Genomic DNA, 23,987 nt, shown 5'->3' with positions numbered 1-23,987 from the left:
GACCATGATGAATGCAACTACCAGTTCTGGACCTTCTCTATTTGATGATGGACAGATCGGTTCTGGACAGCTTTTTAACCAATCGACAGCTCTAAAAAATAATACGACAACCAACTTGATCGACTTGTTATATGATGGTTTTTATATCGTCTTTTTACTGAAAAATCATTATATTCCTGCTCATCCAGCCTCTTTCCGTGAAAAGATTCTAGAAATGCTGAACTACTTTGAGCATCAGGCACGAAAATTGCAATTTTCTTCAGAAGATATTCAAGATGCCAAGTATGCCTACTGTGCCTTATTGGATGAAACTATTGTCACCCAACAGGATACGCATTTTTTTGACTTGCAAAATTTCTGGATGCTGGATCCCCTGCAATTAAGTCTATTTGGTTCCCAACTGGCAGGTTACCGTTTCTTTGAACAGTTAGAAGAAATCCGTCAGAAAGACAAAGAACGCCTAGCTGCTCTTGAAGTTTATCACTACTGCCTCCTATTAGGTTTTAATGGTAAATACCGGCTTGAGTCCATTCATACTTTAAACCAGTTCATCACTCAGGTCGGAGAACAGATTGATTATCTAAAAGGTAAGAAAACTCCATTTTCTCCTTTTGCGGCATTACCCGACAAGATTAGACATATTATTCATCGTGAATTACCTTTTGTATGGATTTTAGTTTTTCTACTTTTGTTTACAGTCCTGAGTTTTGCCGGACTAAAATATATGCTGTCCAGTGAAGGGACAAAGGTCTTAACCCAATATCAAAATGTGATTAGTGTTCCAACCGAACAGGCTTATATCACGATTCATCTACCTTAGCTAGAATCTTAAAAGACAATATAAACAATACTTTAAAATGAAAAATGATAAAAAACATGTATGGCTTAACTAAAAAAACACGCCGTCTCCAAGCAGGAAAAAACTACTTATTCGATAAATATCATAAAGCTAAATTTGATATTAATCTGCCTGAATCAGGTTGCTGAACAATGATTCTCATCATTCTTAGCAGCTTTATTTTACTAAGTTTTATTTTGATTCTGATGCAGTTCTATGAATTGAGACTTCAGATACAAAACTTTTTACTAGCATGTGTACCACAAAGTAAAAAGCAGCTTATTGCCATGAGAAAATTTATCCATCAATTTAAATTGGCAGGTTCCCCAGAATATCTGCAATCCCATTGGCATTTACAACAATGGTGGATTTTAATTGCCGGTTGTGTACTGTTTATGAGTATTTTAATTTTTTCATTGACCCGGCCTGTTGCAGCCAGTGTGTCGGAAGCTCGCTATTTAAAGAAAGTTGATCCACAAATATATGCACTTTTAGAAGGTCAGATTTTGACACCACCAGAAGAAGTCGATGAAGGGCTAATCCTGCAAGCTTTACAGGAATATGATGATACGCATCAACCTGTAATCTCTGCCCAAAGTTTTAATCCAAATATTCAGGATGTGCATTTAAGCTATCATCAAAATTTAAACCAGGCTGATCGCAAATGGCACAAAATGAATCCTCGTTTTAAACAACGTTTATTAATGGTATTTAAAATGATGCAGGAACAGCATGGGTATGAACTGGTTCTGCTTGAAGGTTACCGGAGTCCTGAACGGCAGAATTCTTTGGCCACCAATAGCAATATCACGCGTGCCAGAGGTTTTCAAAGTTATCACCAGTTTGGTTTAGCCGCAGATATTGCTTTTAAACGTAACGGGAAAGTGATCATTAGTGAGCGTGACCCTTGGGCTATGCAAGGCTATCAACTCTATGGCCAAATTGCGGAGTCAGTCGGACTAACGTGGGGTGGCCGCTGGAAATCTATTCAAGATTATGGACATACTGAATATCGCATGCCAGGTTTAAAGAAAACGGCTGAGATGGCTCATCAACTCACCAATGAAGGTAACTTACAAGTCAATACTGCATTGCCTTTACCATAAAAAATGAGCAGATTTCTGCTCATTGCTGTTATTTTTCATCAATAAAGCTTTGCATGTGCGTTAATACATCCGCCGTCTTTTCACCATGTAACCAATGCCCTGCATTTTCAATAACTTCAATTTTTGCTTGACCAAACTGCTCGTGAATTGCGTCAAAGTGTTCCGGTCTTGAAATATAAGATGAATTCGTACCTCTTAAAAAAAGTACAGGTATTTCATTTTTTTCTATTTTTTCCCAAGCAATAATTTCCTCATAAGAATCAAAAAGCGCCTGAACGTTGAATAACCACTGCCCTTTATTAAATGACTTTAAAAGAAACTGAATCACCATCTCTTCCTGAATATAATCACGCATCATTTGAGCGGCTTCATTACGGGAATTCGGCTGTAACTGTTGAACTTTAAATAAAGCTTTAAAGATTTCAGCATGGTGATTTTCATGATACTGGATGGGGGTGATATCAAGAACAATCATTTTTTCTACTTGATCTGGAGCGAGATCTGCCAACTTCATGGCAATTTTTCCACCCATTGAATGCCCGATTATAATAAACTTCTTAATTTTTAAACCAGATAGCGTCTCTAAAATATCTGTAGCCATAAATGCATAGTTCATCTCTGAGGAGTGATCAGATAAACCATGATTACGGACATCCAGTTGAATGACAGTTCTCTGTTTAGAAAAATGTCGAGCTAGCATGCCTAAATTACTCAAACTACCAAATAAGCCGTGAATAAATACCATAGGCGTTAAGTCGGCACTTTCATGAGTTTGTATTTGATAATTTAAGAGCATTTGGGAATTCCGTGATTACTTATTTCAGTTGTTTATATTGGTATGATATTGAAAGATAATCAATTGCTAAATTTTTAAATTATTTTTTGCTTAGGCTATTTTGTAATACTTTTAAACTTGGCGAATTTTTTTATAGACAATTAAGTTGATAGTGATTTCATCAAAATGGTAGTAAGTTGAATCTATACTTTTTTAATAAGATTTTTTTAACACTATTATTTTTTATTATAAGTAATTTGGAATTAGCTTAGGCTATTTAAGGGATACAGTCTAAAGTAAAGATCCCCTCTCTACTTTTTTTAAAGTTTTATTCAAATGTCTTTTATTCTGAATGTAAATAAAATAATTGAATATTTATTCGATAAAGTTGCTAAGAAAGAGAAGTCTTATCTATTAGTCTCCCCTACTCTTACAAAAGACAGCTGCGGTCATTCCTGAGTTATGCATACTCTGGACCTGACGATCCAGAAAATTTTTGGCAATCATTGCCATAATAGGTGCCATATTCAGCTCATGATTTTCTTCAGATACTTTCTGAATCTCCTCATAGGCAGTTAAACGCTGACAGAAAGCCCAACGCTGCTTTTGTGCATCTCCTTCCTGATTGGGTTGATCTAAAATAGTTTTGGTTTCATTTACAATTCTGGTTTGTTCAACAATAAACTGATCATAAGCAGGCTGGCTTAGTTTCTCTGCAAAAGCAGTCTGATTGCACTGAATCAAACTGAGGATTACACATAATAAAGATGAGGTTTTAGTCATTTAAAATCTTCTTTTATTCTTCTTTCCAGACATCTTCGTAATCATCTGCATCAATCATAAAACGGAAGCCCTGCTCCAAAGCTAAATACGGTAAAACTTCAGGAGCTATATCCTGCAATTCACGTACAGTCATGGTTTCAAAGGCATCTTCATTAGAGGCCAATTCACCGCCATAAATATACCAGCTAATATTTTCTGCGGTTTCAGGCTTTTTACGGATGCCAACAATGGGATCCTGTTTTAAGGTATGGACAGCCACCGCGACCACATCATCACCACTGACCTCTACATAGGCAGAACCAACCTCTTCACACAACAATTTCTGTTCTGCAATCAGTTCCTGTAACGGCGATAACTTTTGTGTATTTTTCGACATACTTAATCCATTCACTTAAATTGGCGTCTTAGTTTAGCTTAACTTTAAGGATTCAGATGTGTATTTTATCTATTGAAATATGAAATTTTCTGGCTTTAAAAATATTCAAGTGCAGACGAGCGCTTAAAACTTATAGAAATTAAGCTTTCTTCACCTCTAAATAGTTTTATATAAACTACATCCTCTACACAGCAGATATCAACGGCGATACAGTTGATTGAGTTTTTTTAGATTCAAGCTCTGGGATTAATTTTTAATAAACTCTAAATCATCTGAATTTACCATATCCTACTTATTGTTAAACACAATAATAGCGTAAAATGATTAAGCATACCGAGTTAATAGATTTACATGATTGCATTTGTGTCAGTTAACCATTCAAAAACAGGTTTATATCTTATTAATCACACTAAAACATATAGAAACTTATAAGAAAATCTAAACAACATCTTAGAGGTTTTGTAATATCGTTGATATATCCTCGGGAAAATTGGAACTTCCACTTTTTTTACTAAAGAAAAACTAATGAATTTTGTCTTATTTTAATGAGGAATATTTTCTTATGGCGAAGAAATGAAATCTTCTTCTTTTTTCTGGTTTTCCTTCTGACTTAAAACAAGAAACAAGCTTTCATAATAGAGTAGAAATTATTTTTAGATAGGATATTTAAAATTTGCTTAGGCTATTTATCAATAGGACAGAATGTGGTTTGTCATTTTTTTAAAAGTGCATAAAAAATCACCCTCACTTATGGAGGATGATTTTTATTAATCAACTAAAGATTCACTTAAAACTTGGCATTTAGGACCTGAGTAGAGACTTTATTTTTCCAAAGCTCGCGTAAGGTTGGCAAGTAAAATTTCTCGCCCAGTTCTACCAGTTCCGCATCAATCAAAGCATGCACATCATGCATAAACAGATAATCCAGCTCAACGCTACTCAGCTTTAGATGTTTCTTCTGATATTCTCTACGCTTCTGCTGAGCCTCTTTCACTAACTGATCAGCAAATGCTCTATCTTTAAACTGTGTAATGGCGTTCAAACGCAGTTCAATGATACCCCACCCGGTTAAAAACATTTGGAAAGTTTCAAAATCTTTACTGGTAGATTCCCAAGACATTTCTTCAAGGTTTTCATTTTCTGGCAGTACAGGTAAAATAAGTTCCATTACACTTGGAAAAATCTTCTTAAAATTCAAAATAAATTTAACAGGATGCTCACCTGGATAATCTTTGAATTGCACCTTTTTTTGAACATCTGTTAAATAAATATCTAGCATAAAACAATCATCAGTAGTTAATCCCATCTACTGCTATTGTACGCAAGTCTGGACGAGATAAAAACTACTGCTAAGTAATCCACGTTAAAACAATAACAAAGAGTATGAAAATAAGCTGCCTCAACAACTTATTATTTTATATTTGGAGAAACCATATTTTCAGGACGAACTACTTCATCAAACTGTTCTTCCGTCACTAAACCTAACTCTACTGCCACCTGTTTTAATGTTTTTCCTTCTTTATAAGCTGTCTTGGCTACCTTGGCTGCATTTTCATAACCAATTACCGGGTTTAATGCAGTCACTAACATCAATGAATCATGCAGGAAATGATCAATTCTCTCATGATTCGGCTCGATGCCTACGGCACAATGGTCATTAAAACTATTACATGCATCTCCCAGAAGTTGAATAGACTGTAATAAGTTATAGGCAATTACCGGCATAAATACGTTTAATTCAAAATTACCCGAAGCACCGGCAATATTGATGGTCGTATCATTCCCTAAAACCTGAGCAACCACCATGGTCATGGCTTCACTTTGAGTTGGATTAACTTTACCCGGCATAATGCTTGAACCCGGTTCATTTTCCGGAATACGCAATTCACCTAAACCACAACGCGGCCCACTGGCCAACCAACGAATGTCGTTAGCGATTTTATTCAGACTGACTGCAAGCGTTTTTAAAGCACCTGAAGCAAATACTGCTGCATCGCGGCCCGCCAAGGCTTCAAACTTATTCGGTGCCGTGACAAAAGGCAGATCTGTTAATTGAGCTAAAGTCTTTGCCGCTTGAACTGCATAATCTGGATGAGCATTGAGTCCCGTACCTACGGCGGTACCACCCAATGGCAATTCATATAGTCCGAGTAGTGCTTGTTCTAAGCGTAAAATTGCATGATCCAGTTGCGATACATAGCCACTAAACTCCTGGCCCAGTGTTAAAGGCGTCGCATCCTGAAGATGGGTACGGCCAATTTTCACAATATCGGAAAATTCCTGAGATTTCGCATGCAAAGTATCACGTAAACGACTGACTGCCGGAATCAACAGCTCATTAATCTGTAAGCTTGCAGCCACATGAATTGCGGTCGGGAAAGAGTCATTGGTTGATTGCGCACGATTCACATGGTCATTCGGATGCACAGGTTTTTGTGCACCTAAAGGATTACCCAGCTTATGATTGGCAATATTGGCAATGACTTCATTACAGTTCATATTGCTTTGTGTGCCAGAACCGGTTTGCCATACAACCAATGGAAACTGGCTATCCCATTGTCCGCTAATGACTTCATCCGCCGCCCCTACTATATAAGTCGATAGCTCCTGAGGAATCTGCTTTAACTCTGCATTGGTTATTGCGGCAGCTTTCTTGACCAGCCCCATGGCACGAATCATGGCACGAGGTAAACGCTCCTGACCAATCTTAAAGTTTTGCAAGCTACGTTGAGTTTGTGCTCCCCATAGGGCTTCACTTGGGACAGTAACCTCTCCCATCGTGTCATGTTCAATACGTGTTTCCATATTTAATCTCAACTTTATTTCGCAATATTGTTGCCAGTCGTTTTCTTATCTAAAATAACGATATTTATGCTTATCTTAATCAGCTTAAGCACTCAAGTAAATGATAATTATTATCAAATACTATCCTCTTAAGGTGTTTTGATAAAATAACCATTCATCCTCCAGCATTTTGCTTAAGCTATGCCGAGGCTGCCAGTGCAATAATTGCTGAGCTTTGGTGGTATCTGCACCAAGTTGATCCAGCTCGGCATGAGGATATGGCAAAGCATCTATTGTAGGAATGGTGGATTGAGTCACCTCTGCAACCTGATCCAGCAAGTTTTTAATTGAGACCAGCTCCCCTGCAATATTAAAAGCCTCACAACATAACTCTTGCTGCTGTGACAACCATTGCAAAGATTTAATAACCGCATCACACCCATCCATTACATGCAGAAAACTTCGCTCTACGGTCTGGTCTGCTGTCATGGCCTGACGGCGTAATTCCAGATATTCTCGCTGATGTGCTCCTACCTGCATCGCCAGAGGTACAATATTTTTCGGTAAAGGTGGAATCCATTCACCTAAAATCCCGCCTTCAAAGGCGCCAGCAATATTGGAAAGTCGCAAGATCGCAATTCGCCATTCATTATCGGTTTTGGCAGTATCCCGAATAATTTCCTCTACCATCTGTTGAGATTTAATATAAGGATTGGGATAAGTATAATTAAAAGGCTGATCTTCATGCAGATCGGGTGCTGAATGGCCATAAACGGCTAAACTGGATAAATGCACCAGATGCCGTACACCGGTACGCTGCATTGCCCGCATCAGGCTCATAATACAGCTGACATTATCATTATAATAATCAAGAGGCTTTAATACTGATTCTTCCAGTGATTTAAAACTTGCAGTATGAATCACAGCCTGTATGGAATGCAGTTCAAATACTTTATTTAAGGTAGGGGTATTACGAATATCAATTTTAACAAAAGGCACATATAGACCAGAAATATATTCAAGACGCTCCAAAGTCTGCAAACTGGCATTGGCCAGATTATCAACCACAATCACCTCTACACCTTGTGCAAGCAGACTTAATGCAATGTGTGAGCCTAAAAAGCCTAAACCACCCGTCACTAAAATCATTTATACTACCTACTTTTTGATGTAGCCAAGATCAATTCGTTGATGTTGATCAAGCCTATAGTGAATTTCGATGAGCACTTTAATTCTTGTTACCTCCGCACCGACGTCTATTTATGCCTGGCATGCTTTGGGGCTTGCGCAGGCATTACAGCAAAAACACGAAAAATTTCGCGTATTCTTTTATCAGGACGGTGTCTCGGTCGCGAATGCATTGCAATGGGTACCCGATGACCAGCGCCACCTTTCACGCGCCTGGCAAGATCTGAAAATCTGCTTGCCTGTATGTGTCAGTGCCGCCTTAGCACGTGGAATTACAGATCAGGACAATGCTCAACGTCACAATATTCAACAACATAATCTTGCAAATAATTTTGAATTGGTCGGTTTAGGTGAGCTTGCAGATGCGGTTCAGTCCTCACAACGTCTTATTCAATTCTAGATGCTTCATTTTTCAGGATGTGTTGCTTTTAAAAGGAATCTTGTGTGAAATCTGTACTTGTTATATTAACTCAGGCCAACTTAAACAGCTTGCAGGTGCATGAAAGCCTGTCTGCGACCATGGTACTGGCCACCTTTGGTTCAGAAGTTAAGATACTGCTACAAGGGGCAGCTTTAAGTTTGCTGCATGCCGACCTGCAATTTGAACAGCGCAAACATGCCTTTAAACTAGCCTCTAATCTGGTAGATAGTTTTGAATTTTATGATCTGACACCGATTCTGGTAGAGCAGAAAAATCAGGATTCTCCTTTTGTGAAACACAGTGAGCAAGATATTGAGTTTGTCGAGCTGAATCCAGAATTTATTCAACACTTCGATCATGTTTTGTATTGGTAAGGAATAAGGATAAACTCATGTCAGAAAACACCCTTTACCTCATCCAGTCAGATTATGCAGCTACGGCGTCTATACTGGATCAGCTTGCTCAAATTCATTCTCCAGATGATTCAGTGGTTTTGATGGGCGAATCGCTACTGTATGTAGAACACGACTTCTTACAGCAGTTGCCGCGCGTTTATCTACTTGAAAATGATGCTCAGATATTGGTTTCTCCGTTGCCAGAGCATGCCACCTTATTAAACTATGCACAGTTTGCAGATCTATGTCTGGCGTTTAAGCGCTGTATTTCAATGAAATAATCATGAGCCTGGTATGAATTTAGAACTGGATCAAGATGGTCACCTAGTCGACTATACCCTCTGGAATGAGCAAGTTGCCCAAGTACTGGCTGACAGCTTAGAACTTCAATTAACACCTTGGCACCTAGAAGTATTACAGGCAGTGCGCCAGTTTTATCAGCAGTTCGGACATTCTCCTGCTACCCGTCCTCTGATTAAATTTCTGATGAAAACGGTCAGTCCGGAAATTAATAATGCGCTGTTACAGGAAAAATTTAATACTGGACTGGTTGCACGCCATTTAAGCCGTCTGGCTGGCGTTCCAAAACCGGCCAACTGCTTATAAAAGACTACCAGCCCTGCTTTTAAATAAAACAATAAAGACCAAGCCTGCTATCGCGGGCTTTTGGCTTAGGCTTCAAGCTGACGAATACATTATTTCCAGATTTAAGCTAATCCTTTTGTGAAGTAATTCCGTCTTATTTAAATAAGACGACTGGAATACTGTCCTATTTTATCTTTTGAAAATATGTTGACCAAGAAGCCGTAAGAGCATTCAACGTATAAGGACTCAGATCACTAGATTAAGAGCGCTTTACAGTCAGTCTAGCCCTTTTAGCGATTAACTCATTTCACAGCTCAGTGAAAAAATGAATTGGAGAAGCCGCTTAGTTATAAACGTTCAGGCTTATATTCTTTGCTCATGGCTTGCAACATTTTGGAGAAAGTTAGGACTACTTGATCCAGTTATTCTGATAAACGTTGTTAATAGTCAAGAGCGGCAGGTTTTACAATCTTCTTCTGGATTATTTATGATGGGGGCTTGATATAAATTTTAGGCATTAAAAAACCACCTCAGAGGGTGGTCATAAACGACATACGTCAGATTAAAATAGGTATTGCTATATGAGCTCTTTGCAAGTGGGAAAAAATCATCATCCCAAAAATTAAAAACGTTAAAGCGATTGTAGTAGAGCTATATATTGGCATTTATTCACTTATCATCTGTATAGAGCTACAAGATACCCAAATGAAATTACAAAGGCAAACAATATATTATTTTTAAACAACTTTTTAGTGAAAAACCTTTCGAAGGATGCTTACTTAACCAAATGATTGCTCTACTGCGCAAATCATTATTAATATAACCACGACAACCAATACTGTCTCGATTTTAGCTATCGTAAAGCACCCGGATTCATTGAGAATATATTTTAATAGTGATTTGAGATTACATTCTACTCATCTCTTCTTTGATTTTATCGTAGTTAACCCTGGTTATACGCATTTCTATAATTTTCGATTAATCTATATCTATCCATATCTAGGAGAGGGCTTTTTTAATCCTGGAAGAACTAACATTTCTTTAAGCAACTCTACAAAAAATTTCACCCGAAAATCATTCTTACGCAAACCTAGATCCCTATAACTCAAGACTTGACTGTCTTACATATCCCGACAGAGTTGCTACATTAGTAATTTAAGCCATTCTCTACACTGAATTTAAGTTTTAGAAACGTAGAGGAAATTCAAATGAAAAAGTATTCGACAGTTCTATTACTCACCCTATCAGGTTTGATCGGAACAGCTGCTATTGCCTCAACACCCCCAATAGAAGCCACGGCTGCCGCTGAAGCACAGCAAGTTGCTTTAGAGTATGCCAGAGAGCAAGCAAAGACCTCAACATCATCTGATGAATAGAATGAAGCCCTCAAATGAGGGCTTCTTTTCCAGTAGTCTGGACTAAGAGTGAAAAATCCAAAACCCTAAGGCAGAAAACCACTCTAGAGAGTGGTTTTTTTTTACCTGACTTCAAGTTCTTTATGCTTCCAAGATCGATTACTATCGTATGAAAAGCTCATGTTGTCAGGTTCATAAGTTCTTTCTTGATGATTAAGCTTTTCAATCATTTCAATCATTTCAATCAGAGCACCACCTCCATGGGCCTGCTCTTTGTAAAGTGCTCTCAAAACAAGTTCGGCTGGTTTTCCGATAGCCACTCGATCACTCTCCCAGTTGCGAACTGTGGATTCATTAACACTTAATATACCTGCTAGATTCTTTTGTGAAAGATTGAGCTCTTTACGCAAAAAACGGATTTCTTCACCATTCAGTTCTGGCTTTTCATTAATCAAGTATAGGCCAATGGCTTTGTGAAGTTCATGAACTGATGAGATTGACACCAAATCGCCATACGCTTCATCAACTTCAATTTCATAACCGTCCAACAGCCAAACATTGCTTAAACCACACTCTTCATAGTGATACATAACTGTGCCTATTCTTTAAATGTAGTAACAACGATTGAGAAGTCCCCATCTTCACGACATCTAATTACAACAGTTGTCGTAATATTTTCCCCAGCGGTTCGAACTGTAACATTTAACTTAGTATCGCCCCGGGTATCTGGATAAGGCCCCTCAGTGATATCCCCATGTTCAAAGCAACAGATGATTTGCTTTAAGGAGATATGGCGCTCTTTCATTCGTTGCCTAACATGTGTTGAAAGCTTAATTTTGCTGGTATCTTTAGCCAGCTCTCTAAGCTTTCGCCTAGCCTGGATTTCGGTTAAACACATAAATGATACTTGCAATCAGGATGAATGATTAAGGCCATAACCGCTAATAATTAGCGGTTGAGTTCACTATAATGTACTGGTGCTATTGTCGTCAACAAAATGTTTAGGTCGTTAAGCAATAAACCAGGCTCACCTGATTTCTTATTCATCTTTTTATACACTTTGTCAATAAACCGTTATCAAAATCTAAGATAAGACCAAAAAAACAGGCAGAAAAAAAGGCGCTAATACGCCGTGGAGTTCTTTGTGCCTATATGCGAATTTATGTTGCCGGAATTATCATAGCGTGACCATAGAGACCTAATGCTCGATCTGATTCTTTAGTCATGATAAAGCTTGGCCAGAGATTTCATATTGGCCCAATCCTTCATAGATCAATAGGAGGAAAGCTCACCCTAGTCACCATCTTCTGCGTCTTTAAGCCTATTGAGTAACTCATCAGGCAGAATGATCTTTTTACTGTGAGCGTACTGAAGTGTCTCAAGAAACGTGACTGGTTGCATAATTAGCGCCAAAAAACTCATCAAAGTGAGTTCTATACCTGTAAATCGAGCACCAAATCATTAAGAAGCAGGCATTTCACTGTGTGAGTATTATTATGGGTAACCTTGAAAACCAAGAGTCAAATCTCAATTTTTAAAACTTAATTATTCATCTACAACATCAGCAAATTCTGCCCCTAAAATCCGTGCTAAATCTTGCGGATTTATCCCAATATCAAGCCCCCTTTTCCCACCGCTTACATACATTTTTTCAAGCTGGCTTGCACTAATACAAATTACTGTTTTTAAACGCTTTTTCTGACCAATGGGACTAATACCACCGACCATATAACCCGTTAAGCGTTCAGCATGTTTAGGATCTGCCATCTGCAGCTTTTTGCAACCTAAAGCTGCTGCTACTTTCTTCAGATTTAACTGATAATGTACAGGTAGAATTGCGACAAAATATTGTTTCTCATCGGTTACCAGTAAGGTTTTAAAAACTTCTGCAACAGCAAGCCCTAGCTTTTCGGCTGCTTCCAGACCAAAACTTTTGGCCTGTGGATCATGCTCATATTCATGGGTGCTATATGGGATTTTTTGTGATTTAAGCAGTTTACAGGCTGGTGTCATGGTATTTTTTGAAAAAATAAAACTTAATTATAGCGCTACTCAAGGCTTAGCTTGAAGTGCATGAATAATGTATTAGCATATTTTGCTTTAAATACAAGCAATAAGCTAAAGGAGAAAGTCTTTAACCACTATATAGCAATGTATAAGAAGCTGGCATCACCTGATATTTTGCACATTTCTGCCACTTGAAAAACGCCGATATTTTATACTTTCACACTATCAAGCTGATCAGTTGAGTCAATTGCCGAACCTAGTTTACTTTATTATCAGTGTTATATAACAGGACTAAATGATTGCCTTTTTAATTTTTTACAAGCTGTAAGCTCTCTACAAAGATTTCTGTTTCAAAAACCTTTTCTAGATTTTGCGTTTATAAAATTTCAGGAAATATAAGTAAAATATAACTTTCCCTCAGCATGCTCAACACCACCAAGTAAGAATTATTATCAGATAAAACAACTAGTTTTCTTTATTTTCTTAAACTTAACTGGTTGACATAAAGCGTTAAGAATAGGATGCTGTTTAAAATTTTTAACAACGACTCAGTTTATAAAATCTCAGTGGTTTAGAACTGGCCGAGATTTAAAATCAACCCTGACTTTTTAAGCCAAAAAATTTTAAGAACATGATCAATACAACGCTTGAGTTCATGAATAAGATTGTATGAAGACAAGATTACACAAACAATATTAACTGTTTTTGCCAATCAGGTTTACAATAAAAAAAATGAAGATTGACCTAGATTTGTAAGTTTTTAACATTGTCAAATCCTTGCAAAGTTTTCATTATATGCCCACTGTTCGGCACACATTTTCTACGTCAATTCAAAGAAATTATAAAAAAAATGTGGGAAATCATGCCATAATAGACAAATTTTGCAGTGATCTTGCAAACTTGTCCTGATACTTTTCAATTGGAGCACGTTAGATGAATTCGACCATTCTGGTTATTCACGGACCGAATTTAAATTTGCTAGGAAAGCGCGAACCAGAAGTTTACGGCCATCTAACATTAGACGATATTAACCAGCAACTGGTGGCTCAGGCTCAATCAGCTACTTTACAACTCGATACCTTCCAGAGCAACTGGGAAGGTGCCATTGTTGACCGAATTCACCGAGCTCAACAAGATAATGTCGAATATATCATTATTAATCCGGCTGCCTTGACGCATACGTCTGTTGCCGTGCGTGACGCCCTTCTGGGTGTGGCGATCCCTTTTATTGAGGTGCACCTGTCTAACGTCCACGCGCGTGAGGCATTTCGACACCATTCTTACCTCTCCGATAAAGCAGTCGGAGTGATCTGTGGCTTGGGTGCTAAAGGTTATACAGCTGCACTCGACTATGTCATTGAAAAAATACAATCTTCTAAGCAATCTTAATTAGGAATACTGTCTCATGGATATCCGTAAAATCAAGAAACTCATCGAGTTGATGATTGAATCTGACTTACAGGCGCTCGAAGTTAAAGAAGGTGATCAGTCGATTGCTTTAACTCGTCGCAGTCCAGTGGTTGCAGCAGCTGTTCCTGCAATGCCTGCCCCGGCGGCTGATGTTGTTCCGGTGACCAAATCTCCTCGTGGTGCAGTCGAAACCTCTCCAATGGTTGGCGTGTTCTATGCAGCTCCTAGCCCAGGCGAAGCACCTTTTGTCAAAATCGGTCAAACTGTATCTGCCGGTGAAACGCTGGGTATTATTGAAGCCATGAAAATCATGAACCCGATTGAAGCAACACAAAGCGGTGTGATTGAAGAAATTCTGGTAAAAAATGGTGAAGTGATTCAATTTGGCCAGCCACTTTTCCGTTACCGCGCTTAATCACCTCGGGGATTTATAATGTTGCAAAAAGTTTTAATTGCAAACCGTGGTGAAATTGCCTTGCGCATCACACGGGCTTGTAGAACTTTAGGAATTAAGACCGTCGGTGTCTATTCAGATGCCGACAAGGATCTGATGCATTTACGTTTCTGTAATGAAGCCGTATGTATAGGTCCAGGTGCAAGTAGCGATAGCTACCTGAATATTCCTGCGATTATTACTGCTGCGGAAATTACTGGCGCGGATGCGATCCATCCTGGTTATGGTTTCCTGGCTGAAAATGCTGAATTTGCAGAAATCGTTGAAAGTTCTGGTTTTATTTTTATCGGTCCACGTCCTGAACATATCCGCTTAATGGGCAATAAAGTATCAGCCATTACAGCAATGCGTAAAGCAGGTGTACCAACGGTTCCCGGCTCTGCTCATGCAGTGACTCCACAAAATGCGCTGGCTGAGGCCAAAGAGATCGGCTTCCCGCTGATTGTTAAGGCAGCATCTGGTGGTGGTGGTCGTGGTATGCGTATTGTAGAGCGTGTCGATACCCTGCTGGAATCTGTACAGGCTGCGCAGCGTGATGCAGAAATGTGGTTTGGTGATGATACGGTTTATATGGAGCGTTTCCTGCAAAAACCACGTCACGTCGAGATTCAGGTCTTGGGTGATGGGAATGGCCATGCAGTTCATCTGTATGATCGTGACTGTTCATTACAACGCCGTCATCAAAAGGTTCTAGAAGAAGCTCCAGCACCTAACCTGCCAGAACAGGCACGTGCTGACATTCTGGAAGCCTGTGTCAATGCCTGCAAGATGATGCAATACCGTGGTGCAGGTACATTCGAATTCTTGTTTGAAGAAGGCGAATTCTTCTTTATTGAAATGAATACCCGCGTTCAGGTTGAGCATCCTGTGACTGAAATGGTGACAGGGATTGATATAATCGAGCAGCAGCTTCGAATCGCGGCTGGTCTTGGCCTCGATATTCAACAAGAAGATGTGCAGGTAAAAGGCCATGCGATTGAATGTCGTATTAATGCCGAAGATCCTTCAACCTTTATGCCTTCTCCAGGCAAGATTGAAACCTTCTATGCCCCAGGAGGTGCCGGTATCCGTTTAGATTCGCATATCTACCCGGGTTATAGTATTCCGCCCTACTATGATTCCATGATTGCCAAGCTGATCGCACATGGTAAAGATCGTGAAACATCATTGGCACGAATGAAAAATGCACTTGAAGAAATGATTCTGACTGGGATCAAGACCAATATTCCTTTGCACAAGGATTTGATTTTACAAGATAAGAATTTCTCTGAACAGGCAATGGATATTCATTATCTGGAAAAGCATTTGCTTAAGCAACTTGAAGGTGCAGAAGAAAAAGAAGCTGCTTCTTGATCTGTAAACACCTATTAAAAAAACCGCTGAAATTCAGCGGTTTTTTATTTTCTTATGGCAAAACCCGTCTTAATACGGCGAAACACTGTTCTGCTTTTTCATTGGCACAGAAATTGATGGTATAGGGATTTTTCCATTGTACAAAATATTGTGAAACTTCCCCGGACTGATCCACCTGGTTACCGGAACAGTCCTTTTCATTATTGTCATAACGTACCTGCAAGATTAAAGCCGGAATCTGTTCTGCAGGATTCTGGGCAGGCTGATAATCGTAAAGTCCTGAAGTCCACTCCTCTCCACTTTTAATAATCACGCTATTATTTGATTTAAAATTATAATATTCGATACATTTTTTATTTTTTGGAATTTCCATTCCCCATAATCCCACAATTTCGGGACGGGTATTGACTGTAAAAGTATTCGGAATTTCAGCGGATTTGATCGTCGTATCAGAGGCACTTTTATTCTCTGTTGCCATTAGCCAGGGTGAGGTCATGAGTAAGGCAAGGCTAAGACATATTTTTTTCATATTCACCAATATCATTTGAATAAATTTGTTCTAAGTTATCATATTTTAAGAAGATCGTATCTGAGTAAATCAAATAACAGGACCTAAGATACGAAAAATAAATTATTACCATGTTAACCAAAAATATAGGTCTCTTTTCTGGTATTTTTTGTATCTATTTTGTATGGGGAATTTTAGGAAGGCACATGAGTTTTGGCTCTATATTCAGTGATAAAACAGTTATTTAATCAAGCAACTTCAATTAACAAAAGCTTATAAGGTTGGGCGGCCGTTATGATTTCACACTCAGGCTTGTAGTAGATATTTTTAAGGGAGATTTAATTAATTGAGTGTAAAGGAAGTGTCATTAGAGTATGAGGAAATCCATGTAATCGTACAGACCGACTAAATTATATAGGTACATAACTCAATAAAGCCCCATGTTCTCCATCAAATGATAGAGTTTTATAGAGGCTGCTCTCTAAGCGTTAGCCTTAGTTCAGACACATCCCAATCATAATCAAGTGGGCTTGCATCCGGAATTGAAATGTTCTACAACCTTGAGACGCAACAAAAATTGAAGGAACACTATGAAATTTGAAGAATATTTACAATATGATGGTCTAGGGCTGGCCGAACTGGTTGCAAAGAAACAGGTACATTCAAGTGAACTTTTGTCGATTGCACTGGAACGCAGTGCAGCAGTTAATCCCGACTTAAATGCCATTATCATTCCCATGCATGAACATGCATTACAACGGACTCAGCAGAAGCTGACAGGGCCTTTTGCTGGTGTGCCATTTCTGGTTAAGGACCTGTTCCAGGAATATGCAGGCTATCCAACGTCTTATGGCTGTCAGGGTATGAAACGTACTGGCTATATTGCCGATACCAATGCTGAAATTGTCAACCGCTGGGAAAAGGCCGGTATTGTCACCTTTGGCCGCACCAATACTCCCGAATTTGGCATTAAAGGGATTACCGAACCCGATGCCTGGGGAAGCTGTAAAAACCCATGGAATCTAAAACATAATAGCGGTGGCTCATCTGGAGGGTCGGCCTCTGCCGTGGCTGCCGGTATAGTCCCTATTGCTGGTGCTGGCGATGGTGGCGGCTCTATTCGTATTCCAGCTTCATATTGTGGTTTATTTGGTTTAAAACCAAGTCGTGGCCGTACTCCGTGGGGGCCGCAAATGAGTGAGGCCATGCATGGGGCAGCGATTCAGCATGTGCTCACCAAAACTGTACGCGATAGTGCGGCCATGCTGGATGCAACGCATGGCGAAGATCATAGTTCACTTTTCAAAATCCAGGCTCCGCAGCAACCTTATCTGGAAGCTATCCAGCATCCGCCCAAAAAAATGAGAATCGCTTTTAATACCCGTTCTACTATTGGTACCAGAGTTTCCCAGGATGCGATTCAGGCAATTGAACAAACAGCCCGCCTACTCGAGTCACTGGGTCATGAAGTCGTAGAAGATCAGCCGAATATTGATGGTATGCAATTGGCCAGAGATTTTATTACCACCTGGTTTAGTCAGTTCTCTTATATGCTGGATGAGATTCAAAAAAGTTATCCCTCCAAAACTGGTGATTTTGAACTGGACTCTTTAGCACTCGCAGCCTTTGGAGCCAAAACTACCGCCTTGGAATATATTCATAATTTAAATAACTGGGGGCAATATGCGACTCAAATGAATCATTTCTTTGAACGTTATGATCTTTATTTGACACCTGCTACAGCGAGTGTCGCTCCTCAAAATGGCGAAGTGAAAATTCCGGGGTGGCAAAAACCCCTATTAAAGGCGCTCTTAGGCATGAAGAAAGCGCATTTGCTGGCACAAGGCAAACTGGTAGATCAGATTGTAAAAGAAAACTTGAAATGGGTTCCTTTTACCCAGCTGGCGAATATCACCGGACTGCCGGCTATGTCTGTACCTTTGTACTGGAATAAACAGAACTTGCCGCTCGGCTCACAGTTTATTGCACCTTTTGCTCGTGAAGATTTACTTTTGCAACTTGCAGCACAATTAGAGCAGGCACAGCCCTGGTTTGATCAATATGCCAAAATTCGTCTTTAAAGTGATTTAACTGTTTGAAGATGGTAATTCAACTTTGTTAGGTAAGCCCCCTAGCAGCAGAAAACCTAGCAAAGTTGAGGCTGCAGCTGCAAAAAAGATGATATCTCCGCCTAATTGATCCCAATAATGGCCTGCTAGAATGCTTCCTGTTGCCACACCGATTCCCCACATAGTGCTATAAAGTGCCTGCCCACGGCCCTGCTGCCCGGCAGAGAAATTCTGAAAAATGACTCGCATGGCAATCATGTGAAATAGACCAAAACTTAAAGCATGAATCGTTTGTGTCAAGAATTGTGCAACAAAGGAAGATGGAAATAAACCGACCACTAACCACCTTAGTCCGGTTATTAACAGGCAAAGCATGATTAGATGCCGCCATGACCAGCGACTGAGAAAGAAGGTGGCATAAGCAAACATGATAATTTCTGCAATTACACCCACTGACCAGAGCAATCCGATCTGGCTGGTACTAAATCCGGCCTGACTCAGATAATTGCTATAAAAACTGTAAAATGGCGCATGTGAGAACAACATAATTAATTCTATAAGAAGGAAACTATAGACCACTGGCCGTTTAAATATTGGCCAGATGGTATCCAGTTTTTTCTGTGCCACCGGCGCCGCCGTCGGTTCTTTAATACTAAATGACCAAAGAAAAGTTAGAAATGAAATACATAATAAAAGGACTGGCAGCATACTGATCGGAATCACTTCAAATACGGTCCCCAAGCCAAAGACGCCGACGATGAAGCCAATAGATCCCCATTTACGGACTTTACCGTAGAGCTCTGCTCTTTTTTCACCTAGCCAGAATAAGGTCACGCCTTCAAACTGTGCCAGAATCGCATTCTGGAAAAAGCTGAAAATAAGCATGAGTAAGGCAACGGATTGAAAGTTATTGGGAATAAGAAAAATCATGAACCAGATACAGGCTTCCATCCAGGTCGCAATACGAACCAATAACATGCGCTTGCCTGACTTGTCCGCGAGCCATCCCCAAATTAAAGGGGCAAAGAAACGGGTAACAATTGCAATAGAAGACAAGATACCTATTTCTTGATAATTAAACCCCTGATCTTCCAGATAAAGGCTCCAGAATGGCATAAATGCCCCCACAACCGTATAATAGAAAAAATAGAATCCGCTTAGTTTGTGGTGGATTGGAAAGCTTAGCATTAAGCTGTATTCCTTAGTATTTACAATGGTTTATAAAATTTTCAGAGTTGTATGCTTTTGCATATAAAAGGCTGGGTTAGGAGGTGTTAAGTATACAAATCGGTATACAAATTTATTTTAATTAAATTATTTCAAAATTTGTATACTTTTACCAAAATATCACATTTATTTGTTATTTTACTTATAAAACAATAATTTATTTTTAATCACCAAAATTATCATATAGTAGTAAAAAACCGCCCCGAAGGTGGTTTTTTACTACTTGAGCAAAAGGAAATCGGCTGGTCGCTTGGACTGAAAAATAAGTATGTTGTTTTGAGTAAAGTGAGGAGCTGACCGTTCGTCGGCAGATTAAAAATAATTATAAATAGTGCTTGCAAATCTAATGTGCATTAGATATTGTATTCATATCAAGACGAAATGTGCAGATGGAAGCTTGATAAATTAAACATTACTTAGTGAGAAATAATAATGAAATCAGTTGATGTAACAAAACAAGTTGAAATTGCGAATAAAAATGCCTTGGCTATTGGCGGTCACTTTCAAAATGAATTTGTTTATGAAATCGCAAAGCTTGTACCCTCTGACATACTATCAATTACTTTTGATGAGTCATTATTTGATGCAAAAGTACGTCAAGCTGTAGAATTTTTTGCAGTTAGCAAGATGATGGATTTTGTTGAATACAATCTTAGAAACACCGTTGATGTGCATTTCCATAGTACAAATAGAGAACAACGCACATACATTAAGGAAGCAGCAAAAAACGGATGGCTCACTAAATTAGATTATGATGTTTTAAATGGTCGCTATCATGAAGTTGATGCTAATTTATCTGATGGCAAATCAACTAAAGAAGCTCGAAATGAAGCCTACATTTCTGCTGAAAAGAAACTTTTAAGTTACCTTGTTTATCTTAACCCAGAAGAAACCATCGCCCTGGCTGTCAGCAAGTTTTTAGCGTGTTCTAAATATGACGTTACTGTGTATAAGAAAGATACAAAACCGACTGTTATATTGGGTAAGCTTGGGTATTCATTTGAAGCCGAGGCAGATAATGGGGAAATAGTAAGAGGTGAAATGATGATTACCGACACATTGGCAAGATTTGTTTTTCAGGTATAGGGATTAAAAAAACAAAACCCCACTGGTTAGAGTGGGGTTCCGAAACTCTTTCGATGTGCAGTCGAAAGAGTTTTATTTTAAGCTGCCTTCATGGCAGTAAACATTACTTAGAAAGATTTTCCAAGTCATCGAATTTTAAAGTATCAGGGGGGAGTATGCAAACAGAAACTAAACGCAAGAAAGACAGTGAATACTCGAAAAAGTATGATGAGAAGCGTAAAGCAACTCGTATTCCGCTGAATTTGTATCAAGACAATGATCTTGAAAAAGAGATACTTGAGCGATTGCTTACTGAAAAAAACAAAAAGCAGGTCATTTTAGAAGCGCTGAAAAAGCACTATGGAATTAATGATTGATAATCTAATGCACATGAAATAATGTTTAAAGGTGGCGATGTGCAGAGACCCACACACTTTTAAACATTACTTAGATTAGGGCGTGTCCTCATTTCATTTAACGAAGCAAATTACTCTGTATCTTGTTTAATAAATCAGCAATTCCTTCATTAAACATTCAATTTTAAGCATCTAAATAGTCATTTTTTGAACTATTTATCAAATGAGGACAGCCCCTAGATTTTATGAAAACATTTGAAGAAGTATTTTATGAGTACCATCGCTTTTTAAGCTTGTCTGTTTCACCGCGTCGAAGATATGAGCTTGTGAATCAATATGAAAATCACATTCATCCGTTTATTGGTGATTTACTATTAAGTGAAATCGATCATCATATTGCAATACAGCCGATCCGAAAGCTTGAAATGGATGGTAAGACAAGAACATCAAATCAAGTCAGGCAGCTAGTCGAAAGAGTTTTTGATTACGCTTTTTACGTAAATTATTGCAATCACAATCCCGCTTCCATTCTTCGAAGGGCTTCAAAGCGGCATGTTCAAGTCAATTTTCCGTTTGTTAATAATTTATATCTGCCAGATTTTTTTAAAGAGATGCGGGAAAAAACAACTATTAATCAATTACACTGGGTTGCATTAGTTATGATTGTTTTAACTGCATCGCGATCAAATGAGGTTTTCGGGATGGAGTGGCGCGAGATTGATTTTAAAACAAAAGAATGGAATATACCTGCGCTCAGAATGAAAACAAGAATTGCTCATACAGTTATGCTTTCAGACCAGGCTGTTGATTTATTGAAGAAATGGAGGGAATGCTGCTCTAGTGATTTTTATGTGTTTCCCTCCCGCTACAAGAATAAGCAACATATCAGCGGATCAAGAATAAGGAACTCTATACTTTTAACAAATTACGCAAAAAAGCAGACGCTTCACGGCTTTCGACATGTATTCTCGACAACTTGCTATGAGTCGAACTTGTGGCGTGAAGATGCGATAGAGTTGTGTATTGCTCATAATTCAATGACTCGTGACTATCATCACTCAAAACGTTTTTATAATCATGCTCGCTACAAGAAGGAAAAAAGACAAATAATGCAGTGGTATGCGGATATTGCCGAGGGTTGGCTGTTTCCCGCAGACAATGAAATTGTAAGTATTTTGGATTGATAAAAAGTAAAAAAGCCCTCACTTGAGGGCTTTTACAATTGCACCATGCCGCGCCTTACAGTCATTATATTTAGCAACCGTATCCACGGACCAGACTAAAGCAACCTTACCCCGCCCGGACTCCAACTGCTGTAAATCAGCGCATGGCTCAAGGAGGTTCGCTGGTACCACTAGCGATAAGTGAGTTGAGTTGCTGCAGGCCGTCATCATCAAAGCAGTGACTGAAATAAACAGGACGATCAATGATCTTTTGCACTTCACGTGTAACTGTTTCGACTTGTACACGCTGTTCTGACTTTGTTGCTTCATAATCTGCACTCATCTGGTTAATTTGATTTTGTTTTTCAGTCAAAGCCTTGAGGTGCTTTTGCTCAATGTCCTGAATTTTGGCTGTGCATTGCTCGCTAGCTTTACGCAACTTTCCACTCAAATGATTGGTGTAAGCAATTTGCCCCACCCATAAAATAAAAAAGATCGCTATTGCGATCCAGTGTTTGTATTTCCATAATAGATTTAGAGTCATTTTAAGAATAAAGCCTTTTCAGTAGCTCGACGATTCACTAGGCCTTGCATGCGCTTACCACCAGCGTTAACCCACGCATCAAATTGATTAGCTGCGGCTTTATAATTCCCTTCATTTAGTCGTTTGATCAATGTGGAATTTTTAAATGCATTGGTGCCAATGTTATAAGCCAGTGAAACCAGAGCATCGAACTGATTCTGATTAACTTCAACTTTGACTGCATTATTAACAGTCTGCTCAAACTCTTTCAAATCATGCTGCATGTAGCTTCTGGCTTGTGCAACCGTACAAGTATCCCCTTTTTTCACACGAATACCATTTGGGTACTTTGTTGTTCCAAAACCAATGGTCCATACACCTACACCATCATCATAAGCACTCAGTCGTAAGCCTTCAAAATTGCAGATCAGATCAATACCACTTGGACTAACATGCATTTCATCCGTAGCAATACCCAGCATGCTGGTGACATCATCGTAAGCAGTTGCAATCAGCTTGTCAGCAGCATCAACTTGTTTTTGGGTGAGTTTACCCCCGCTAATCTTTCGCAAGAAATCAAAAATATGTTTCATGGGTTGTCACCATCTTTATCCGTAGTGAAAAATTTAGGACGTGCACCACCCTTACCCCAAATATAGAGTTGTCGGGTAAAGAGTGCGAATAAAATGCTTACAGTGGTGTAAAAAAGTGTTCCAGCTGGACTGGGCAAATACTCATCTTTAACAAAAAGTGCCGCCCCAAAAAGGATCGACAATACCAATAGAAAATCGATATGTTTTGGAAGTTGAATTTTTGGATGAAATGCCATGATGGCAAACGAAAATATAAATAACACCAAGGCCGTTTTACTTATGATTAGCAGCATCCTCATTCTCCTTTTTGACTAAACCAAGAACTCTTGATCGAGCCAAACTCAGCAATGCTTCAGCTGTACTTTTACCAGCAGCACCCAGAATGAAACCAAATAGTTCTGGGTAGTTACCGCTAGCAAGAAATAAACTTGCCGGTTTAGCAAAGACCACACATAAAATAAAGCCAGCAAAGAATCCTATCCAGCGATCCCGAGTTGGCTCCTTGCTTAATAAAAAACCAAAAGTTGCACCCAGCACACCTGTAAAAAGGATGTGTGAATGGTTCTTTATGCTTTCCAATACTTGACTAAGAAAGTCCATATACATCCCCTTTAGTCATACATACCCCTTATTTTTGGTAATAAAAAAGCACC

Annotated in this window: 29 protein-coding genes and 1 pseudogene; 14 read left to right on the top strand and 16 right to left on the bottom strand. The window is 39.0% G+C overall.

The window, feature by feature from the left end; genetic code table 11:
• Positions 1–7 precede the first annotated feature (7 nt).
• Together icmH and NI467_RS06615 are read left to right on the top strand one after the other, a co-directional pair.
• The gene (gene icmH / locus NI467_RS06620) at positions 8–820 is read left to right on the top strand and encodes a type IVB secretion system protein IcmH/DotU (protein WP_253152015.1); all 813 of its coding nucleotides are present in this window, start codon (positions 8–10) and stop codon (positions 818–820) included.
• Between the two features lie 170 nt (positions 821–990).
• On the top strand, positions 991–1,944 hold the full coding sequence (locus tag NI467_RS06615) for a M15 family metallopeptidase (protein WP_253151990.1): 954 nt from the start codon (positions 991–993) through the stop codon (positions 1,942–1,944).
• Between the two features lie 28 nt (positions 1,945–1,972).
• Here NI467_RS06615 and NI467_RS06610 read toward each other — a convergent pair whose 3' ends face one another.
• From NI467_RS06610 to NI467_RS06585, 6 genes are all read right to left on the bottom strand, one after another.
• Entirely contained in the window at positions 1,973–2,740 is a 768-nt protein-coding gene (locus NI467_RS06610) for an alpha/beta fold hydrolase (protein WP_253151989.1), read from the bottom strand.
• Between the two features lie 393 nt (positions 2,741–3,133).
• Complete coding sequence (locus tag NI467_RS06605) at positions 3,134–3,502, bottom strand: hypothetical protein (RefSeq protein WP_253151980.1); 369 nt, start codon at positions 3,500–3,502, stop codon at positions 3,134–3,136.
• Positions 3,503–3,515: 13 nt separating this feature from the next.
• Positions 3,516–3,878: a hypothetical protein gene (locus NI467_RS06600; protein ID WP_253151978.1), complete on the bottom strand. Its 363-nt coding sequence runs from the start codon at positions 3,876–3,878 to the stop codon at positions 3,516–3,518.
• A gap of 787 nt (positions 3,879–4,665) precedes the next feature.
• Positions 4,666–5,157 (bottom strand): hypothetical protein, encoded by a 492-nt coding sequence (locus tag NI467_RS06595; protein ID WP_253152014.1) that lies wholly within the window; start codon positions 5,155–5,157, stop codon positions 4,666–4,668.
• A gap of 131 nt (positions 5,158–5,288) precedes the next feature.
• Positions 5,289–6,683, bottom strand: a complete 1,395-nt coding sequence (gene fumC / locus NI467_RS06590) for a class II fumarate hydratase (protein ID WP_253151976.1) — start codon at positions 6,681–6,683, stop codon at positions 5,289–5,291.
• Between the two features lie 120 nt (positions 6,684–6,803).
• Positions 6,804–7,811 (bottom strand): NAD-dependent epimerase/dehydratase family protein, encoded by a 1,008-nt coding sequence (locus NI467_RS06585; protein WP_253151974.1) that lies wholly within the window; start codon positions 7,809–7,811, stop codon positions 6,804–6,806.
• A 70-nt stretch (positions 7,812–7,881) separates the two neighbouring features.
• On the opposite strand from NI467_RS06585, the gene tusD reads away from it, so the two are divergent.
• The 5 genes from tusD to NI467_RS06560 all read left to right on the top strand — a co-directional run bounded on the left by tusD (position 7,882) and on the right by NI467_RS06560 (position 10,627).
• Positions 7,882–8,250, top strand: a complete 369-nt coding sequence (tusD, locus tag NI467_RS06580; protein WP_253151965.1) for a sulfurtransferase complex subunit TusD — start codon at positions 7,882–7,884, stop codon at positions 8,248–8,250.
• 44 nt (positions 8,251–8,294) lie between these two features.
• Entirely contained in the window at positions 8,295–8,645 is a 351-nt protein-coding gene (locus NI467_RS06575) for a hypothetical protein (protein ID WP_151203058.1), read from the top strand.
• A gap of 17 nt (positions 8,646–8,662) precedes the next feature.
• On the top strand, positions 8,663–8,947 hold the full coding sequence (locus NI467_RS06570; protein ID WP_253151964.1) for a hypothetical protein: 285 nt from the start codon (positions 8,663–8,665) through the stop codon (positions 8,945–8,947).
• Between the two features lie 13 nt (positions 8,948–8,960).
• Positions 8,961–9,272, top strand: coding sequence for a TusE/DsrC/DsvC family sulfur relay protein (locus NI467_RS06565; protein WP_151206246.1), 312 nt, complete (start codon positions 8,961–8,963; stop codon positions 9,270–9,272).
• A 1,187-nt stretch (positions 9,273–10,459) separates the two neighbouring features.
• Entirely contained in the window at positions 10,460–10,627 is a 168-nt protein-coding gene (locus NI467_RS06560) for a hypothetical protein (protein ID WP_253151962.1), read from the top strand.
• Positions 10,628–10,728: 101 nt separating this feature from the next.
• On the opposite strand, the gene NI467_RS06555 is transcribed toward NI467_RS06560, so the two are convergent.
• The 4 genes and pseudogenes from NI467_RS06555 to ybaK all read right to left on the bottom strand — a co-directional run bounded on the left by NI467_RS06555 (position 10,729) and on the right by ybaK (position 12,619).
• Positions 10,729–11,196 carry a DNA-binding transcriptional regulator gene (locus tag NI467_RS06555; protein WP_253151960.1) on the bottom strand — a complete coding sequence of 156 codons (468 nt, stop codon included), beginning with the start codon at positions 11,194–11,196 and terminating at the stop codon, positions 10,729–10,731.
• An 8-nt stretch (positions 11,197–11,204) separates the two neighbouring features.
• Positions 11,205–11,504, bottom strand: coding sequence for a DUF4258 domain-containing protein (locus tag NI467_RS06550; RefSeq protein WP_131276479.1), 300 nt, complete (start codon positions 11,502–11,504; stop codon positions 11,205–11,207).
• A 385-nt stretch (positions 11,505–11,889) separates the two neighbouring features.
• Positions 11,890–12,007 (bottom strand): annotated as a pseudogene (locus tag NI467_RS06545) (phage head morphogenesis protein); the annotation flags it as partial.
• A gap of 144 nt (positions 12,008–12,151) precedes the next feature.
• Positions 12,152–12,619 carry a Cys-tRNA(Pro) deacylase gene (ybaK, locus tag NI467_RS06540; RefSeq protein WP_253151958.1) on the bottom strand — a complete coding sequence of 156 codons (468 nt, stop codon included), beginning with the start codon at positions 12,617–12,619 and terminating at the stop codon, positions 12,152–12,154.
• A gap of 927 nt (positions 12,620–13,546) precedes the next feature.
• Here ybaK and aroQ point away from each other — a divergent pair.
• From aroQ to accC, 3 genes are read left to right on the top strand one after another with little or no spacing between them, the layout of a single operon-like run.
• Positions 13,547–14,002, top strand: coding sequence for a type II 3-dehydroquinate dehydratase (gene aroQ / locus NI467_RS06535; RefSeq protein ID WP_253151956.1), 456 nt, complete (start codon positions 13,547–13,549; stop codon positions 14,000–14,002).
• A 16-nt stretch (positions 14,003–14,018) separates the two neighbouring features.
• Positions 14,019–14,438 carry an acetyl-CoA carboxylase biotin carboxyl carrier protein gene (gene accB / locus NI467_RS06530; RefSeq protein ID WP_151203051.1) on the top strand — a complete coding sequence of 140 codons (420 nt, stop codon included), beginning with the start codon at positions 14,019–14,021 and terminating at the stop codon, positions 14,436–14,438.
• An 18-nt stretch (positions 14,439–14,456) separates the two neighbouring features.
• Positions 14,457–15,830 carry an acetyl-CoA carboxylase biotin carboxylase subunit gene (gene accC / locus NI467_RS06525; protein WP_151206243.1) on the top strand — a complete coding sequence of 458 codons (1,374 nt, stop codon included), beginning with the start codon at positions 14,457–14,459 and terminating at the stop codon, positions 15,828–15,830.
• 52 nt (positions 15,831–15,882) lie between these two features.
• On the opposite strand, the gene NI467_RS06520 is transcribed toward accC, so the two are convergent.
• Complete coding sequence (locus NI467_RS06520) at positions 15,883–16,326, bottom strand: hypothetical protein (protein ID WP_171480671.1); 444 nt, start codon at positions 16,324–16,326, stop codon at positions 15,883–15,885.
• 602 nt (positions 16,327–16,928) lie between these two features.
• Between NI467_RS06520 and NI467_RS06515 the strand changes: the two genes are divergently transcribed.
• Positions 16,929–18,419 (top strand): amidase, encoded by a 1,491-nt coding sequence (locus tag NI467_RS06515; RefSeq protein WP_253151954.1) that lies wholly within the window; start codon positions 16,929–16,931, stop codon positions 18,417–18,419.
• 6 nt (positions 18,420–18,425) lie between these two features.
• Here the strand turns inward: NI467_RS06515 and NI467_RS06510 are convergent, their stop codons facing one another.
• Complete coding sequence (locus tag NI467_RS06510) at positions 18,426–19,595, bottom strand: MFS transporter (protein ID WP_253151952.1); 1,170 nt, start codon at positions 19,593–19,595, stop codon at positions 18,426–18,428.
• A gap of 471 nt (positions 19,596–20,066) precedes the next feature.
• On the opposite strand from NI467_RS06510, the gene NI467_RS06505 reads away from it, so the two are divergent.
• The 3 genes from NI467_RS06505 to NI467_RS06495 all read left to right on the top strand — a co-directional run bounded on the left by NI467_RS06505 (position 20,067) and on the right by NI467_RS06495 (position 22,239).
• Positions 20,067–20,720, top strand: coding sequence for a hypothetical protein (locus NI467_RS06505; protein ID WP_253151950.1), 654 nt, complete (start codon positions 20,067–20,069; stop codon positions 20,718–20,720).
• A gap of 155 nt (positions 20,721–20,875) precedes the next feature.
• Positions 20,876–21,076 carry a hypothetical protein gene (locus NI467_RS06500; protein ID WP_253151948.1) on the top strand — a complete coding sequence of 67 codons (201 nt, stop codon included), beginning with the start codon at positions 20,876–20,878 and terminating at the stop codon, positions 21,074–21,076.
• Positions 21,077–21,300: 224 nt separating this feature from the next.
• Entirely contained in the window at positions 21,301–22,239 is a 939-nt protein-coding gene (locus NI467_RS06495) for a site-specific integrase (protein WP_253151940.1), read from the top strand.
• A gap of 148 nt (positions 22,240–22,387) precedes the next feature.
• Here the strand turns inward: NI467_RS06495 and NI467_RS06485 are convergent, their stop codons facing one another.
• The 4 genes from NI467_RS06485 to NI467_RS06470 are packed head-to-tail and all read right to left on the bottom strand — an operon-like array spanning position 22,388 to position 23,934.
• On the bottom strand, positions 22,388–22,762 hold the full coding sequence (locus NI467_RS06485) for a hypothetical protein (protein ID WP_253151935.1): 375 nt from the start codon (positions 22,760–22,762) through the stop codon (positions 22,388–22,390).
• Positions 22,759–23,334, bottom strand: a complete 576-nt coding sequence (locus NI467_RS06480) for a lysozyme (protein WP_253151933.1) — start codon at positions 23,332–23,334, stop codon at positions 22,759–22,761. The genes NI467_RS06485 and NI467_RS06480 overlap by 4 nt, the downstream gene beginning before the upstream one ends.
• A complete protein-coding gene (locus NI467_RS06475) occupies positions 23,331–23,627 on the bottom strand; it encodes a hypothetical protein (protein ID WP_253151931.1) in 297 nt (98 codons plus the stop codon). The genes NI467_RS06480 and NI467_RS06475 overlap by 4 nt, the downstream gene beginning before the upstream one ends.
• Positions 23,608–23,934 (bottom strand): hypothetical protein, encoded by a 327-nt coding sequence (locus tag NI467_RS06470; RefSeq protein ID WP_004646469.1) that lies wholly within the window; start codon positions 23,932–23,934, stop codon positions 23,608–23,610. Before NI467_RS06470 ends, NI467_RS06475 begins: the two co-directional genes overlap by 20 nt.
• Positions 23,935–23,987: the final 53 nt, after the last annotated feature.

The organism is Acinetobacter sp. S4397-1 (assembly GCF_024129285.1).
In the GTDB taxonomy this organism is placed as follows: domain Bacteria; phylum Pseudomonadota; class Gammaproteobacteria; order Pseudomonadales; family Moraxellaceae; genus Acinetobacter; species Acinetobacter lwoffii_C.
The sequence above is the reverse complement of the archived record's forward strand: the minus strand, read 5'-3'. Positions and strand labels throughout refer to the sequence as shown.